Here is a 13,394-nt window from a genome sequence, read left to right on the forward strand (position 1 = left end):
ACCCGCTGTCACATCTCGCCTGATGTGAGCAAGGGCGTGTCGTAGACGGACAGGTCGAAGCGGCAGCGCACGTAGCGGGCAATGTGGCGCCAGCGGCGGTGTTCGTAGGCGGCGTCGACGGCGACCTCGGCGACGACCGTCGGCTGGACCTGTACATAGGTCAGGGGCTGAGCACGGTCGAGTTGCCCGGTCCAGGTGGCCGGTAGCGGTTGAGGCCAGGGATGGTCGGTGCCACCACCGCGGGCGGGGCCGGCACGGGTGAGAACTGCGCGGAGTTCGCCGCGGTGGGCGTCGGTCAGCGGGCCGGTGCGGCCGACGTAGTGCAGGCGCCCGTCGGCGTCATGACGGCCGAGCAGCAGGGCTTCGGGGTGGCTGAGAGTGCCGGTGACCCCACCGATGATCGCTTCCACGGTGTGGCGGACGCGTAACTTGCGCCAGCCACGTCGGCCCGGCCGGTACGGTCTGTCGGCGCGCTTGGCGACGACCCCTTCGACACCGGCGGCGGTCCAGGTGCGCATCCACTCCCGGGCTTCCTCGACGTCCGTCGTCTGCGGGCACAGCACCAGCTCGGGCGGCGCCCCGGCAAGCAGCTCGACGAGGCGGGTCCGTCGCAGGCGCAGTGGTTGGTCGAGCCAGGGTCCGTCGGCGTCAGCGAGGAGGTCGAATACGACCAGGTGCGCCGGGTACTCGCGTGCCAGCCGCATGACCTGCCGGCCGGCGGACAGCCGCCGCTGCAGTGCGGCGAACGACGTGCGGCCGTGCTCGCGCCACACAATCAGCTCGCCGTCGAGCACGGTGCCGACGGGGAGCCAGCGGCCGGCGCGCAGGATCTCCGGGAAGTACGGGCCCAGCGCCTTGCCGCTGCGCGACTGCAGCCGCGTGCCCTCCGGGAGATGGAACAGGATCCCCCTAAAGCCGTCCCACTTCGGCTCGAAGATCCACCGCTCACCGGACGGCAGCCGCTCGACGGCGTCGGCGAGCATCGGCGCGACCGGCGGAACGATCGCCGGCCCACCGACTCCCTCGATGCCCGGCCGCCGCATGAGCGCGCTCCCGGTGGTGTGCCTGCGTCTTGATCCCAGAGTGAGCGCGTAGAGGGTCCCGCAACCGGCGAACCGGCGAACCGGGAAACGGGCTCGGCGACATCCGTGACCTGCTCAGACCCGGATCGAAGCCGCGGGGGCCGCCGTGGCGAGCAGGTGAGTAGGCGATGCGGCGCTCGCGAAGAGCGGTCGGACCGCACGGCCTCGAGGTTGTCGGAGCCGCCGTATAGCGTGGCGACATGGACATCTCTGTGCAATCCGTCAATAACGGGATCGCGTCTACCAACGAAGAGCGGTGGGTCCGGGTGAAGGGCCGACCCGAGGGCGCCAACATCGGCCGGGTCATCGGCAGCAGGGAGATGGACCACGGAGTCGGCCACTGCTCCTTCATTCTGTTCGAGGAGACCGGCGAGGTGGCCACCTACAGGTCGCGCGACACCGAACCGGCCCCCAAGCCGGCCTGAGGGCGGGCCACGGCGCTGAAGCACTGACCGGTATGAACGGGGTCGGCCTGCGCGGGGCTGCGTCATTCGCCGCCGCTGCTGGCCGCCGGGTCCTGTCGGGGCAGGGTTGGCCGCCCGCCGGCCGGGTCACCTGCATGATCATCGGCGGCGGGGACGCCGGTACGGTCCAGGGATGATCGTCGCCCGCTCGATCCTGCTGTTCGCCGTCGCGGCCCTGTTCGAGATCGGCGGGCGTGGTTGGTCTGGCAAGGCTGGCGCGAGCACCGCGGCCTGTGGTGGATCGCCGCAGGTGTCATTGCCCTGGGTGCCTACGGGTTCGTCGCCACCTTCCAGCCCGACCCGAACTTCGGCCGCATCCTCGCCGCATACGGCGGCGTCTTCGTCGTCGGCTCACTGGCCTGGGGTATGGCGGTCGACAAGTTCCGCCCCGACAGGTGGGACATTATCGGCGCACTGATCTGTGTGGCGGGCGTGGCGATCATCAGGTACGCGCCCAGGACATCCGGCTGACCCACAGAGACTTCAGCTCAGGGCGGGTACCGACTCGCCAGCGGGCAGTGTGGTCGGGCGGCAACCGCAGGGCCGACCGTACGCCGCGCGGCGGCCACTGTCGAGACCGGACAGACGCCCGCCGCAGCCCACCGAGCGGTAGCGCGCGGAGGGTGCCGGTGCCTCTACGGTGGTGGCTCAGGCGGGCGCTGGTCCGCCACGGGGAGGTCGATGTGGTCATCGAGCAGCAGCCGGAGCATCCCATGGCGTCACAGCTCAGGCGCGTGGTGCTCGAGACCGCCGAGCAGGTGATGCGCGAAGCCGGAGCGGTACCGCCGCCGACGGTGCACATCTTCATCGACACCATGGACCCGCCCTACGCCGGCTACGTGACCAGCCGCCAGTTCCGGCGCGGCGCCGACGCCGCAGCGGCCATCGCCCGGCTAGGTGAGCTGCCCGCCTCGATGTACGCCACGCGCCTGCTCGTGGCGTGGGAGCACGCCGACCTGATGACCGCGCTGCAGGCTCCGGGCGAGGTGTTCCCGACGGCGATAGTCACCGTTGAGGCGACGTTCGACGGCCACGTCCTGCACTGGCACCCGTACGACTTCGCGTGGGGCCCGACCGGCTCGCTGGGAGTGCCCACCGTGCAGCCGACCTGGCGTCCGACCCTCGTGCGCCGCGACGGCGGCCTACCCGAGCCGATCCGCGCCGCTCTCGAGCGCTGGCGCGACCTCGACGGCGGCGACTTCGAACCCACAGTCCTGGCCCTGCAGCGCGACGGCTACCGGCTGAACTTCACCGCCCGCCGCTGACCCGCGGGCGTCAGCTCGACCGCGTGGCGAGGCTGTCGTGGATCGACCGCTGCGCGCCGGACAGGTCGTCGGCGTCGAACCGCAGCTGCCCCGCCGTCACCGCACCGCGGCCCTGCACCCGCACCACCGCATCCGGTGTGAGGACGGCGGTGAGCCCGGTGCCGTTCATCCCGGGCACCGCGACCACCCCGTCGCGGACCGACACCAGCCCCTTGTATCCGCTGGCGGACTCCCGCCGCACGGACCGGACGCAGCGAAGGTCGACCGACGCCGAGGCCAGATGCCCCATGCGCACGACCAGCCGGTGGCCGTCGACGTAGTGCGGGCGGGTGACGATGCCGGCGTAGAGGCCGAACAGCCACACCACCCCGTATACGGCGAGCACGAGCAGGGTCAGCCGCAGCCATGCCCACGGGATGAACAGCTCCGCCAGCAGAATCTCCACCGGGGCGAGGACCATCATCACGATCAGGAACGCCTTGTGCGCGCCCCCGTACCGGATCACCGCCGCACCCGCCGGGACGTCCTTGCGCCCGCGCAGCAGCATCCCGATCGACAGCACGCCGCCGACCTCGTGCCGCAGCAGCGACACCACCGGCCGGGGCAGCACCGTTCCCGCCGCTTGCAGCAACGCCTCGCTCCGGCTCTCCCCGTCGCGGCGCAGCCGCCGGTAGACGGCCCGCGCGGCCACCGCCAGGGCGAGCGCGAGCAGCGCGCAGAGCACTTCCAGCCCGACGGCGATGACCACCGCATCGCCCAGATCCAGTACGCCCGTGGCCACCAGCAGCACCTCGACCGCGATGACCACGACCGCCGCCCACCTCAGCACGCGCACCGCAGCCGTGCGCGTCATCAACGCCACCGCCCCACCGTAGATGCGCGGCGCCAGCCCGCCCGCCATCGCGCGAGCACCCCCGCGGGCCGCACCGGCCGCGCGCGTCGACCGCCGCCTCGTCAGCGCTACCGGGCCGGACGTTGGCGAGGAGCGGACACCGGGGAAGGACACCGACGAAACGACAACCCGAACCGCCTGACCTGCTGTGACATAGATCGAAGCCACCGAAAGTCCGATCCCGCCGCCACCGGCCCGGGGTAGCGTCAGCCACCTACCGCATTCGTACACACGTTCGACCAGCAGCACCGGTCGAGGGTGCGTCCCGTGCTGCCCGAGAGGGGGTGAACGCCGATGACCTCGCCCGCGCCGTGGCGCGGCGCCGGTCGGATCCGCGGCTCCGACGACGTCGCCCGAGCGCTCGCGACGGTCACCGGTACGGCGGCCAGCAAGAAGCAGAACCTCACCACCGCCACGCCTGCACAGGCACTGCGCGCTGCCGCGCAGGTGTCCGACAGCGGCGCGGATCGGTTCCTGCCGCTGCACCCGGTGCTGGCCCCGCTGTCGCCCTGGGCGGGCGGGCTACGCCGCGGCTCAACGGTCGCGGTCACCGGGTCGATGTCCCTGCTGTACGCGGTGCTCGCGCCGATCATCGGCGCCGGCGGCTGGGCCGCCGTCGTCGGGATGCCGGACCTCGGCGCGGTCGCCGCCGCCGAGCACGACGGCCTGGACCTATCGCGCCTGGCGCTGGTACCCGACCCCGGCACCGACTGGCCCGCGATCCTCGCCGTGCTCATGGACGGCGTCGATGCCGTCGCCATCCGCCCGCGCGGCGGGGTCACCGACGCGACCGCCCGCGCGCTCGTGGCGCGCGCCCGACGCACCGGGACAATCCTGATACCCACCGGCCGGTGGCCCGGCGCCGACCTGAACCTCGCCGCCAGCGACCGCGTCTGGCACGGACTCGGCCAGGGCCGCGGCCGACTCAAGCAGATGACCCTGACCGTCACCGCCCACGGCCGCGGCGCCGCCGCCCGCCCCCGACGGCTGACCACGCCGATACCGCTACCCGGGCCCGGAGTCACCGCGCAGCAGCGACGCCCGCAGACCTGGACCACCTGGAGCGAATGAACGGATGGGCGACAGGGTGAGCAGGTGGCGCCTCGTCGTCACCCGCGACCGGGGTTGGCCCGGACCACCGCAACTCACCCTCTACCTCGACACCGTCGCGGACCTACGCGCCGACCTGCGACGCATCCGCGCCAACCCGGCCACCGTGCGCTGGCGCGACCGCCGCGACCGTACCGGGTCGGCGCGGAACCGGAGTACCCGTGCCGGTGCACGCACGCACCCGCCCTGCGCGGAGAGCTGGCGTGCCGATGTGGCGTGCTGCACCGCGCGTACCGCGATCTGTGCGGGCTCTTCGCTGACCCACCGCTCGGACCCGCTTGCGCACCGTTATTTGAGTCGTCAATTGATAGGTGAGCCTCAGGCAATTGCGTCGACAAAGTGACCAGGCACACGCCGGAAACCACCTGACGATTCGCGGAGTCTCATGTTTGTGTTCACAGAGGAATGCCACGGGGGGACGTGATGTGAATTGGACTTCGCCGGCTCGATGTGGACCGATGGGCCATCTCCGAAACGTCCGCGACGCCCACATCCGTCACCCAACGTGACACCCTCCACACGGGACTACCGGCCGGTAATCGGCCGTGAACTGGATGGACAGTTAACCGTCCGGCCCACCCCGACTCTCGTGCTGCCGTTCACTTACCGCGCGTAATGGGTTTTTCGAGGGTGGAACACATCGACTAGAAACGTTGTTGCACCCGACTCGACTTCCCTCGCCCCGATGACGAGAAAGGTCCTCCATCATGCCGTCACCGCACCCGGCCGACGACGTAACCACCACCGAAGCAGCCGATGGCCGCGGCTCCGGCGGCAAAGCCATCGGCATCACCGCGGTCGTGCTCGTGCTGGTCCTCGGCGCAGTGCTGCTGGCCGTGAAGTACTGGCCGCAGGACGGCTCGTCGGGGCCCGGACCGACAGCCGGGCCGAGTGCTTCGCCTACCAGTTCTGCTGACGCGGCACGCGACCAGGCGGCGGAGCAGGCGCTCGCTGCGTTCAATGCGTACCAGGAGTCGTTCAATGCTGCCGCGGCCGACCCGGCGAAGGACCTTCCGCTTAAGGGCGCGGGGTCACCGTTGCGGCTGCAGGCCAGCGTTTCGCTGAAGCAACTCGCTGACAACGGCTTGGCCGTCGTCGGTACCCCCAAGCACGACGTACGCGTGGCCGAGGTGAACCTCGCCGGCACCCCGCCGTACGTGCAGTTGGTCGATTGCCGGGACGCCAACGGCTCCAAGACGATCGACAAGGCCACGGGTCAGAACCGGTCGGCGCCCGACCAGCTCCCGAAGTACATCGTCCGCGCCAAGGCCGAGAAGTACGGCGACGGCCGGTGGCTGATTTCCACGCTCACACCGGAGAGGAAGAGTCCATGCTGAGCCGCACGGGGGCGGCGCTCATGATGTGCCTTGCGCTCATCGCGCCGACCGCAACCATCCTGACCAGCGCTGCACCGGCATCTGCCGACCCGCCAGTGATCTGCACCCCGGACGGTGACTGCACCGTCGTGGTCACCAAGCCCGGTAAGCCCGGCGGCACCAAGCCCGGCACCGGCAAGCCCAGCGAAGGCGGCGCCGGGGCATGCAACTGGGCCGGGGAAACCGTGCCCTGCACGATTCCGGTCCGCAGTGAGATCACTCGCGCCACGTCCGCATGGTTCAACGCCGGCGACGGCTGCTACTACAACACGATCGACCCGCCGCCCCCGGCGAGCAGCACGCTGTGGGAGGGCCACAAGCCCGGTGAAGGCGCCGTGTACGAGTACATCTGCTATCCAGCCGGCAGGACTCATCCTCTCGGCATCGGCGGGGTCGGCATCAAGTGGCTGGCGAGCCCACCGCCCGGGTTCGGCGGAGGCGTATCCCCGGCGGTGCTCGCGCAACAGGCAGTCGCCCGCCTGCCCATCACCGGGCCAGCTATCGGCACCGCCCCACGCCGCGACGGCTCCGGACTGGTCGGCCTGCCGGTCTGGCTCTGGACCACAGTGTCGCCGCGAACCTGGGGACCGGCTACCGCCACGGCGTCGGCCGGCGGAATCACCGTGACGGCGACCGCGAACGCGAGCCGTATCGAGTGGCAGATGGGTGATGGCCAGTCGGTCACCTGCACGACTCCCGGCACCCCGTACAAGGCGTCCGCCGCGGGGGCGACGTCGCCTGACTGCGGGTACGTCTACCGCACGCCGAGCAAGTCGCAGCCGGATGGCAAGTACACCATCACCGCGGTCACCACTTGGCGCGTGACCTGGGCCGGCGGCGGCCAGTCCGGCGAGTTGACCACCACCCGGCAGTCGACCACGGCGGTCGACGTGAAGGAGCTGGTGGTGGTGAACGGATGAGCACGCAGGCCGAAGCTCGCCGCTCGACCGGTCCCGTCGCGGCGCCGCAGAGGGTCACCAGCCGGCGTGCGGGCCGGTCGGTGATCGCCGCGGCGGTGGTGTTGATGGTGTTGTCCGGCTTGGCGGTGGTGTATCTGCTGGCGGCGGCGCGAGGCGGGGGGTCGTATCTGGCGGTGGCGCGGCCGGTGGCGATGGGTCAGCGGATCGCCGCCGAAGACCTCGTGGTCGTCCGCGGCTCGCTGGACGCAGCGGTTCGGCCGGTCGACGCGGATGAGCGGGATCGGATCGTGGGCCGGTACGCGCAGGCGCCGCTGCTGGCCGGGCAGCTGCTGACGGCCGGTACGCCGTTCGTCGAGTCGTTCCCCGGCGCCGGGAAGCGGATGGTGTCGGTGCCGTTGAAGGCGGAGCATGCGCCGGCGCAGCCGCTGCAGCCGGCCGCCGGGGTGCAGTTGGTGGAGGTGCCGGTGGCGGGCGCCGGCCGTGACACCGAAGCCCCGCCGCGTACCTACCCGGGCACCGTGGTCGCGGTGCGGGCGTTGGAGTTCGGCGGCGGCACCACCGTGGACGTGATCGTCGAGGCCGGCGAAGCACCTCGCATCGCGACGGCGGCGGCGGCCAGCCGGATCGCTTTGGTGGTCAACGGCGGTGACCGCTGATGGGTGTCGTAGCTGTGTGCTCGGCGAAGGGCTCGCCCGGGGTGAGTACGGCGGCGTTGGCGTTGACGTTGTCGTGGCCGATTCCGGTGGTGCTGGCCGAGTGCGATCCGGCCGGCGGCGACGCGCTGCCCGGCTACCTCGCCGGCCAGGTTCCGGCCGACCGGGGGACGGCGGAGCTGGCGGTCGCGCACGCCCGCGGCCGGCTGCGTGAGGAGTTCTTCGGAAACCTGATCGATTTGGAGCCGCCGGCGCAGCGTCGGCTGCTGCTGCCCGGGATCAGTTCCCCGACCTCGGCCGGGGTCGTGGCGGAGATGGGCCAGGACCTGGCCGCCCTGTTCACCGACCTGGACGCGCAGGGGTTGGATGTGGTGGCCGACTGCGGCCGGCTGTCCGCCGAGCACACCCTCTGGCCGGTCATCCGCGCCGCGGGCGCGGTGCTGCTGGTGGTGCGGGCAACGCTGCCGTCGCTGGCGCACGCCCAGCACGCCCTGGCGAAGCTGGAGGCTGTCGCTGCGCACCCGCAGAACGTGAGGCTGTTGATCGTTGACGACGGCCCCTACGCCAGCGAGGCCGGTCGGCGGTTGGACGCACCGGTGGCCGGGGTGTGGCCGTGGGCGCCACGCGTGGCGCGCAAGCTCTCGCACGGTGGGGCGCTGCCGCGGGGGCAGCGGCTGATCGTGGAGGCGCACCGCCTGGCCCGCACTCTGCACGACGGGGTGCACCGGCAGGGGGTGAGCGCCGATGTCCGATAAGCCGAAGCCGCCATGGCTGACCAGCCCGCTGCCGCCGCCACGTCACCTCGCCGCGGTGCGCACCAACCGGCAAATGACCGACGAGCCCGCCGGTGAGCAGGCCAACACGCGCGTCCCGACGCCGCGCTTGCCCGAACCCGCCCCCGCCGCGCCGCAGGATGCGCAGGCGGTGGACTACACGCTGGTGCGGCGGCTACACGAGCGGGTGGTGCGGGAGCAGGCCACGATGCTGCACGCCACCGCCAGCGACGACCCCGTCGCGGTGGCCGAGCGGGAGCGGATCGTGACCCGCGTCGTCGGCGTCTGGGTCGACGAGCAGCGCCGACAGCGCCGCATCACCCCGGCGTACGAGGACGCCCTACTGGCCGCCGTCATGGCCGAGATCGCCGGGCTCGGGCGGCTGCAGCAGCTACTCGACGACCCGACGATCGAGAACATCACGATCCTGGGCTGCGACGGCGTCCGGATCGAGTACCGGGACGGGCGGATCGCCTCGGCGCCGCCGGTGGCCGACAGCGACGACGACCTGGTGGCCCTGGTCGCCAACCTCGCCCGCCGGGCGGCGGACTCCGGTTCGACGGAGCGGTCGTTGTCGCCATCGCAGCCGATGCTCGACCTGCAGCTCAAGGACGGGTCTCGGCTGACGGCGATCTACCAGGTGTCCCAGCGGCCGGTGGTGGTGATCCGCCGCCACGGCGCCCTGGCGGTGACGCTTCCCGATCTGGTTGGCCCGTCGTTCGACATGCTCGATCCGCTGCTCGCGGACTTCCTCACCGCCGCGATGGCCGCCCGCCTCAACGTGCTGGTGGCCGGCTGGCCGGGCGCAGGCAAGACCACCCTGGTGCGGGCGCTCGCGGCCGAGATCCCCCGTCACGAGTGGTTCGTGACCATGGAGGAGTCCCGCGAGCTCGGTTTGCACACCACCGGCGCCCACCCGTGGGCCGTCTCCCTGGAAGCGCGTGAAGGCCACGGTGACCTCGGTATGGATGGCCGGCCGGTCGGGGAGATCACCCTCGACGACATGATCCCGCTATCCCTGCGCCTGAACACCAGCCGGGTGATCGTCGGTGAGGTCCGGTCGCGGGAGATCGTGGCGATGCTGCAGGCGATGGGCACCACCGGCGGCTCCCTGGCCACCATCCACTCGCGGGGGCCGCAGATGGTGATGGACCGCGTCGTCGAACTCGTCCTGGCCCACCGCGGCGAACACTCGGTCCAGCGGGCGTTCCGGCAGGTCGCCGGCGCCGTCGACCTGATCGTGTACGTGGAGATGATCGACGAGACCGCCATCGGCGGCCGGAAGCACCGCTTCGTGAGCCACGTCCTAGAGGTCGACGGCCTCTTCCCGGACGGCGACGGCGTCCGCACCACCACCGTGTTCGGGCCGGCCGACGGGCAGTCGGGGCGGGCGGTGCCACAACATCTGCCGGAGCGGCACGTCAACCGGCTGCGCCGCGTCGGCTACGACCCAGGTGTCCTCAACCAGTACCGCGGAGTCGGTAGGTGGCCCCGCCGGCTGGACACGATCGTGGGCGGTGGCGGCTGATGGACGGCCTGTTCCTGCCCGCCATGGTCGCCGGGGCCGTGCTCGCGGTCTCGGTGCTGTGGCTGGTCGGCATGCTCACCGGCCGGCTCCCGCGCACCCTCGGACCGGCGACCGCCTGGGCTCGGCGGGGATGGCGTGGGCCGCGGCGGGGCGGGGCGCGGGAGCGGCGGATCCACCGCCGCCGCATCGCTGCCGCCGGCCTGGCCGCGTTGGCGGTGCTGGCGGTGTCGGGGATGCCGGTGGCCGCGGCGCTGACCGCCCTCGCGGTGGGTGGGCTGCCGTGGCTGCTGGGCGCCGGGAAGCTGGAGGAGGCCGCGATTGAACGGCTCGAGGCCGTCGAGTCGTGGACCCGGCGCCTGAAGGATCTGGTCGAGACGGGGACCGGGTTGCAGCAGGGCATCATCGCCTCCGCCGCGACCGCGGCGCCGGAGATCGCCGTCGAAGTGCGAGCGCTGGCAGCCGCCTTGCAGGCGGGGCAGGACCTACCCGCGGCGCTGCGGCGGCTGGCCGGACAGTTGGACGATCCGCACGCCGACGAGGTCGTCGCCGCGCTGATCGCCCACGCACAGGTGCGCGGCTCCCGCCTCGGCGACGTGTTGGACGGCATCGCCGCCGCCGCGGCCGAGCAAGCCAGCATCCGCAGGGCGGTGCATGCCGAACGCGCCAACGCCCGCCTCACCCTCAAAGTCCTGACGGCGATGGTGATCGCCGAGTTCGCCGTCGGCGTGCTCGCCCCCGCCTACGCCGCCCCGTACGCGACCGCGACCGGTCAGGTCGTGCTGGCGCTGTTCTCGGCGGCGTTCATCGGCCTGCTGCTCGCCGCGCGGAAGCTCGCCTTGCCGCGGCGCCCCGCGCGGATCCTCACCCTGGACGGTGCGGCATGAGCGGCGGGACCCTCGCGGTGGCGGGGCTGATCGCCGGCGCACTGTTCGGCCTCGCCGTGGCGGTGGTGGTGTGGCAGCTGCGGCCCGCGACGCCGGCGCTGGGGCCGGCGCTGGCGCGGCTGAACCCGGACACCCCGCAGCGGTATCAGCCGCCACTGCGGCGCGGCTGGCGCTGGGCGACCGACAAGCTCGTCCCGGCCGCCGACATCGCCGTGCTCGGCTACACCAGCACGAGGTTCCTGTCCCACCTCGGCCTCGCCGCCCTCACTGGCCTGGTGGCCGTGCCGACGCTGGCGCTCGCTGCCTCGCTCGCCGAGGTCGACGTGCCGTTCGTCGTCCCGACCGCTGGTGGGTTGGGGTTCTCGCTGGGGTCGATGGTCCTGCAGTACCGCGGGATCCGGACACGGGCCCGTCGGGCGCGGTCGGAGTACCGGCGTGGCGTCTGCGTCTATCTCGACCAGGTCGCCCTGTCCACCGCCGCCGGGCATGGGCCGGTTGCCTCGCTGGAGCAGGCCGCGACCGTCGGTGTCGGCGCGGTGTTCGACCTCATCCGCGGCGCCCTCGGAGAAGCCCGGCTGCGGCTGGAGCCGCCGTGGGAGCGGCTGCAGCAGCTCGGTCGGGACCTCGACGTTCCTGCGCTCGGGGACCTGGGCGACATCATGCACGCCTCCGGTACCGCCGGCGCGCACGTCTACCGCACCCTGCGCGCCAAGGCCACCAGCCTGCGGACGCAGATCCGCTACGACGAACTGTCCGCCGCGAAAGCGTCCTCCACCGCGCTTGACGCCCTCGGCGCGGCGCTGGTGCTGGTGCTGCTCGGCATCGCCGCGTATCCGTTCGTCGCCCAACTACAGCTCGCAACCTGAACGAACTCACGGGAGGTGCACCACATGAAGACCATCACCAGCGCCAAGGCCGTCGCCGCGCGGCTGCGCGGCCGGCTGGCTGCCCGGCTGACAGGGCCTGACGGCGACCGGGGCGCGGAGACCATTCAGACCGTGATCATCACCGCCGGCCTGGCCCTGCTCGCGCTGCTCGTGATCGCCGCGATCAAAGGTGGGGTCGGGAAGTTCATCGACGTCATCAACGGCCTCACGCCGTAGCCGCCGATGCCTGTGCCCGTCGTTGACCGGTTCCGCCGCGCGCTCGCGCGGCGGCGGATCAGGCTGCGCGGCGACCGGGGGGCGACGGCGGTGCAGCTGGCGATCCTCGCCCCGACCGTCATGCTGCTCATCGTCGGCGGGGTACAGGCCGCCCTGAGCATGTACGCGAACATGACCGTCCTCGCGGCGGCGCAGCAGGGCGTGGATGCCGGCCGGCTCTACGACGCGCCGCCGGGCGCGGCGCAGGAGTCCGCGACGCGGTTCCTCGGCAAAGCCGCCGGCGGGCTGGTCACCAGCCCGCGGGTGAAGGCGGAGACCACCGCCACCACCGTCACGGTCACCATCGACGCCGACGCCGTCAGCATCATTCCCGGCCCGTGGTCGCGGATCTCGAAGTCCAGCTCCGGCCCGCGCGAGGTCGTCACCGGCGGTGCGCCATGACCGGCCGCCTCGTCCCGCCAGCGCCGGCACGGCGCGCGGTTGACCGGGAGCGGGGGTCGGTGACGATCGAGACGGCGATCCTGGGCCTGGTCTTGTTGCTGCTGATCCTGCTCGCCGTCGCGGCCGGCCGCACCGTGCTGGCCGCGAACGCCGTCGCGGACGCCGCCCACGACGCCGCCCGCGCCGCCTCCCTGCAAACCGACCCGGCGAAGGCGCGTGCCGAGGCCGACCGGGCCGCGCACCGGTCCCTGTCCGGCAACGGGCTGCAGTGTGAGGACATCGCCACTGTCGTCGACACTTCCGGGTACGCGGTGCCGCTCGGGCAGCCGGCGCAGGTGCGGGTTCAGGTCGCGTGCACGATGTCCTACGCCAAGCTCGCCGCCCTGCCCGGGATCACCGCGACCAAGACGCTGAAGTCCGAGTTCACCTCGCCGCTGGACCGGTTCCGGACCCGGACGGTGCCCTCATGAGCCGGCTGCGTCGCCGCTTGGCCGGCGTGCGCGGTGACCGGGGCGGGGTGAGCATCTTCGTCGCCATGCTCGCCCCCGTGCTGCTTCTGCTGGTCGGTCTGGTCGTCGACGGCGCAGGGCAGATCCGCGCGCTGCAGCGCGCGGACAACGTCGCCGCCCAGGCCGCCCGCACCGCCGGCCAGGCCATTGACCTGCCCGCGGCGGTCGGCGGCGGTGTCAAGCGCATCGACCCGGCCGCGGCCAACCAAGCCGCAGCCCAGTACCTGGCCTCCGCCGGTGCCACCGGGACGGTCACGGTCGCCCCGGACCGGCAGTCGGTCACCGTCACCGCCACCATCACCCACCGGCCCGTCCTGCTGTCCGCCTTCGGGTACGGCAGCCGCGACGTCACCGGCGAAGCCACCGCCCGCCTGATCACCCCCAACTGACCTGC

At 72.3% G+C, this 13,394-nt stretch carries 16 protein-coding genes and 1 pseudogene; 15 read left to right on the plus strand and 2 right to left on the minus strand.

What is annotated here, in order from left to right:
- Positions 1-8: 8 nt before the first annotated feature.
- On the minus strand, positions 9-1,043 hold the full coding sequence (locus tag IEY94_RS09610; protein WP_229783468.1) for an ATP-dependent DNA ligase: 1,035 nt from the start codon (positions 1,041-1,043) through the stop codon (positions 9-11).
- A gap of 239 nt (positions 1,044-1,282) precedes the next feature.
- Here IEY94_RS09610 and IEY94_RS09615 point away from each other — a divergent pair, with 239 nt between their 5' ends.
- The 3 genes and pseudogenes from IEY94_RS09615 to IEY94_RS09625 all read left to right on the plus strand — a co-directional run bounded on the left by IEY94_RS09615 (position 1,283) and on the right by IEY94_RS09625 (position 2,811).
- Positions 1,283-1,507 carry a hypothetical protein gene (locus IEY94_RS09615; RefSeq protein ID WP_189169725.1) on the plus strand — a complete coding sequence of 75 codons (225 nt, stop codon included), beginning with the start codon at positions 1,283-1,285 and terminating at the stop codon, positions 1,505-1,507.
- A gap of 172 nt (positions 1,508-1,679) precedes the next feature.
- Positions 1,680-2,017: pseudogene (locus IEY94_RS09620) on the plus strand (YnfA family protein).
- Positions 2,018-2,229: 212 nt separating this feature from the next.
- Complete coding sequence (locus IEY94_RS09625) at positions 2,230-2,811, plus strand: hypothetical protein (protein ID WP_189169726.1); 582 nt, start codon at positions 2,230-2,232, stop codon at positions 2,809-2,811.
- 10 nt (positions 2,812-2,821) lie between these two features.
- Here IEY94_RS09625 and IEY94_RS09630 read toward each other — a convergent pair whose 3' ends face one another.
- Complete coding sequence (locus tag IEY94_RS09630) at positions 2,822-3,952, minus strand: hypothetical protein (RefSeq protein WP_189169727.1); 1,131 nt, start codon at positions 3,950-3,952, stop codon at positions 2,822-2,824.
- A gap of 45 nt (positions 3,953-3,997) precedes the next feature.
- Between IEY94_RS09630 and imuA' the strand changes: the two genes are divergently transcribed.
- The 12 genes from imuA' (at position 3,998) to IEY94_RS09690 (ending at position 13,389) form a co-directional block, all read left to right on the plus strand.
- Positions 3,998-4,774: a DnaE2-dependent mutagenesis accessory factor ImuA' gene (imuA', locus tag IEY94_RS09635; protein WP_229783469.1), complete on the plus strand. Its 777-nt coding sequence runs from the start codon at positions 3,998-4,000 to the stop codon at positions 4,772-4,774.
- A 746-nt stretch (positions 4,775-5,520) separates the two neighbouring features.
- The gene (locus IEY94_RS09640; protein ID WP_189169728.1) at positions 5,521-6,150 is read left to right on the plus strand and encodes a hypothetical protein; all 630 of its coding nucleotides are present in this window, start codon (positions 5,521-5,523) and stop codon (positions 6,148-6,150) included.
- On the plus strand, positions 6,144-7,109 hold the full coding sequence (locus IEY94_RS09645) for an ATP/GTP-binding protein (RefSeq protein ID WP_189169729.1): 966 nt from the start codon (positions 6,144-6,146) through the stop codon (positions 7,107-7,109). Before IEY94_RS09640 ends, IEY94_RS09645 begins: the two co-directional genes overlap by 7 nt.
- Entirely contained in the window at positions 7,106-7,765 is a 660-nt protein-coding gene (locus IEY94_RS09650) for an SAF domain-containing protein (protein ID WP_189169730.1), read from the plus strand. Before IEY94_RS09645 ends, IEY94_RS09650 begins: the two co-directional genes overlap by 4 nt.
- The gene (locus IEY94_RS09655; protein WP_189169731.1) at positions 7,765-8,517 is read left to right on the plus strand and encodes a CpaE/TadZ family protein; all 753 of its coding nucleotides are present in this window, start codon (positions 7,765-7,767) and stop codon (positions 8,515-8,517) included. The genes IEY94_RS09650 and IEY94_RS09655 overlap by 1 nt, the downstream gene beginning before the upstream one ends.
- A complete protein-coding gene (locus IEY94_RS09660; protein WP_229783470.1) occupies positions 8,507-10,063 on the plus strand; it encodes a TadA family conjugal transfer-associated ATPase in 1,557 nt (518 codons plus the stop codon). The genes IEY94_RS09655 and IEY94_RS09660 overlap by 11 nt, the downstream gene beginning before the upstream one ends.
- The gene (locus IEY94_RS09665) at positions 10,063-10,947 is read left to right on the plus strand and encodes a type II secretion system F family protein (RefSeq protein WP_189169732.1); all 885 of its coding nucleotides are present in this window, start codon (positions 10,063-10,065) and stop codon (positions 10,945-10,947) included. Before IEY94_RS09660 ends, IEY94_RS09665 begins: the two co-directional genes overlap by 1 nt.
- Entirely contained in the window at positions 10,944-11,813 is an 870-nt protein-coding gene (locus IEY94_RS09670) for a secretion system protein (RefSeq protein ID WP_189169733.1), read from the plus strand. Before IEY94_RS09665 ends, IEY94_RS09670 begins: the two co-directional genes overlap by 4 nt.
- 24 nt (positions 11,814-11,837) lie before the next feature.
- A complete protein-coding gene (locus tag IEY94_RS09675) occupies positions 11,838-12,050 on the plus strand; it encodes a hypothetical protein (protein WP_189169734.1) in 213 nt (70 codons plus the stop codon).
- A gap of 12 nt (positions 12,051-12,062) precedes the next feature.
- Positions 12,063-12,491, plus strand: coding sequence for a TadE family protein (locus IEY94_RS09680; protein WP_189169735.1), 429 nt, complete (start codon positions 12,063-12,065; stop codon positions 12,489-12,491).
- 59 nt (positions 12,492-12,550) lie between these two features.
- Positions 12,551-12,961: a TadE/TadG family type IV pilus assembly protein gene (locus IEY94_RS09685; protein ID WP_189169736.1), complete on the plus strand. Its 411-nt coding sequence runs from the start codon at positions 12,551-12,553 to the stop codon at positions 12,959-12,961.
- Positions 12,958-13,389 (plus strand): pilus assembly protein TadG-related protein, encoded by a 432-nt coding sequence (locus IEY94_RS09690; protein ID WP_189169737.1) that lies wholly within the window; start codon positions 12,958-12,960, stop codon positions 13,387-13,389. Before IEY94_RS09685 ends, IEY94_RS09690 begins: the two co-directional genes overlap by 4 nt.
- The last annotated feature ends 5 nt before the right edge of the window (positions 13,390-13,394 follow it).

This window comes from Pilimelia anulata, from assembly GCF_014647895.1.
Classification (GTDB): domain Bacteria; phylum Actinomycetota; class Actinomycetes; order Mycobacteriales; family Micromonosporaceae; genus Pilimelia; species Pilimelia anulata.

What these genes read in the sequence shown, in the direction of transcription:
- IEY94_RS09610 (WP_229783468.1), bottom strand. Translation starts at nt 1,043, where the DNA reads ATGCGGCGGCCGGGCATCGAGGGAGTCGGTGGGCCGGCGATCGTTCCG.
- IEY94_RS09615 (WP_189169725.1), top strand. Translation starts at nt 1,283, where the DNA reads ATGGACATCTCTGTGCAATCCGTCAATAACGGGATCGCGTCTACCAAC.
- imuA' (WP_229783469.1), top strand. Translation starts at nt 3,998, where the DNA reads ATGACCTCGCCCGCGCCGTGGCGCGGCGCCGGTCGGATCCGCGGCTCC.
- IEY94_RS09640 (WP_189169728.1), top strand. Translation starts at nt 5,521, where the DNA reads ATGCCGTCACCGCACCCGGCCGACGACGTAACCACCACCGAAGCAGCC.
- IEY94_RS09645 (WP_189169729.1), top strand. Translation starts at nt 6,144, where the DNA reads ATGCTGAGCCGCACGGGGGCGGCGCTCATGATGTGCCTTGCGCTCATC.
- IEY94_RS09650 (WP_189169730.1), top strand. Translation starts at nt 7,106, where the DNA reads ATGAGCACGCAGGCCGAAGCTCGCCGCTCGACCGGTCCCGTCGCGGCG.
- IEY94_RS09655 (WP_189169731.1), top strand. Translation starts at nt 7,765, where the DNA reads ATGGGTGTCGTAGCTGTGTGCTCGGCGAAGGGCTCGCCCGGGGTGAGT.
- IEY94_RS09660 (WP_229783470.1), top strand. Translation starts at nt 8,507, where the DNA reads ATGTCCGATAAGCCGAAGCCGCCATGGCTGACCAGCCCGCTGCCGCCG.
- IEY94_RS09665 (WP_189169732.1), top strand. Translation starts at nt 10,063, where the DNA reads ATGGACGGCCTGTTCCTGCCCGCCATGGTCGCCGGGGCCGTGCTCGCG.
- IEY94_RS09670 (WP_189169733.1), top strand. Translation starts at nt 10,944, where the DNA reads ATGAGCGGCGGGACCCTCGCGGTGGCGGGGCTGATCGCCGGCGCACTG.
- IEY94_RS09675 (WP_189169734.1), top strand. Translation starts at nt 11,838, where the DNA reads ATGAAGACCATCACCAGCGCCAAGGCCGTCGCCGCGCGGCTGCGCGGC.
- IEY94_RS09690 (WP_189169737.1), top strand. Translation starts at nt 12,958, where the DNA reads ATGAGCCGGCTGCGTCGCCGCTTGGCCGGCGTGCGCGGTGACCGGGGC.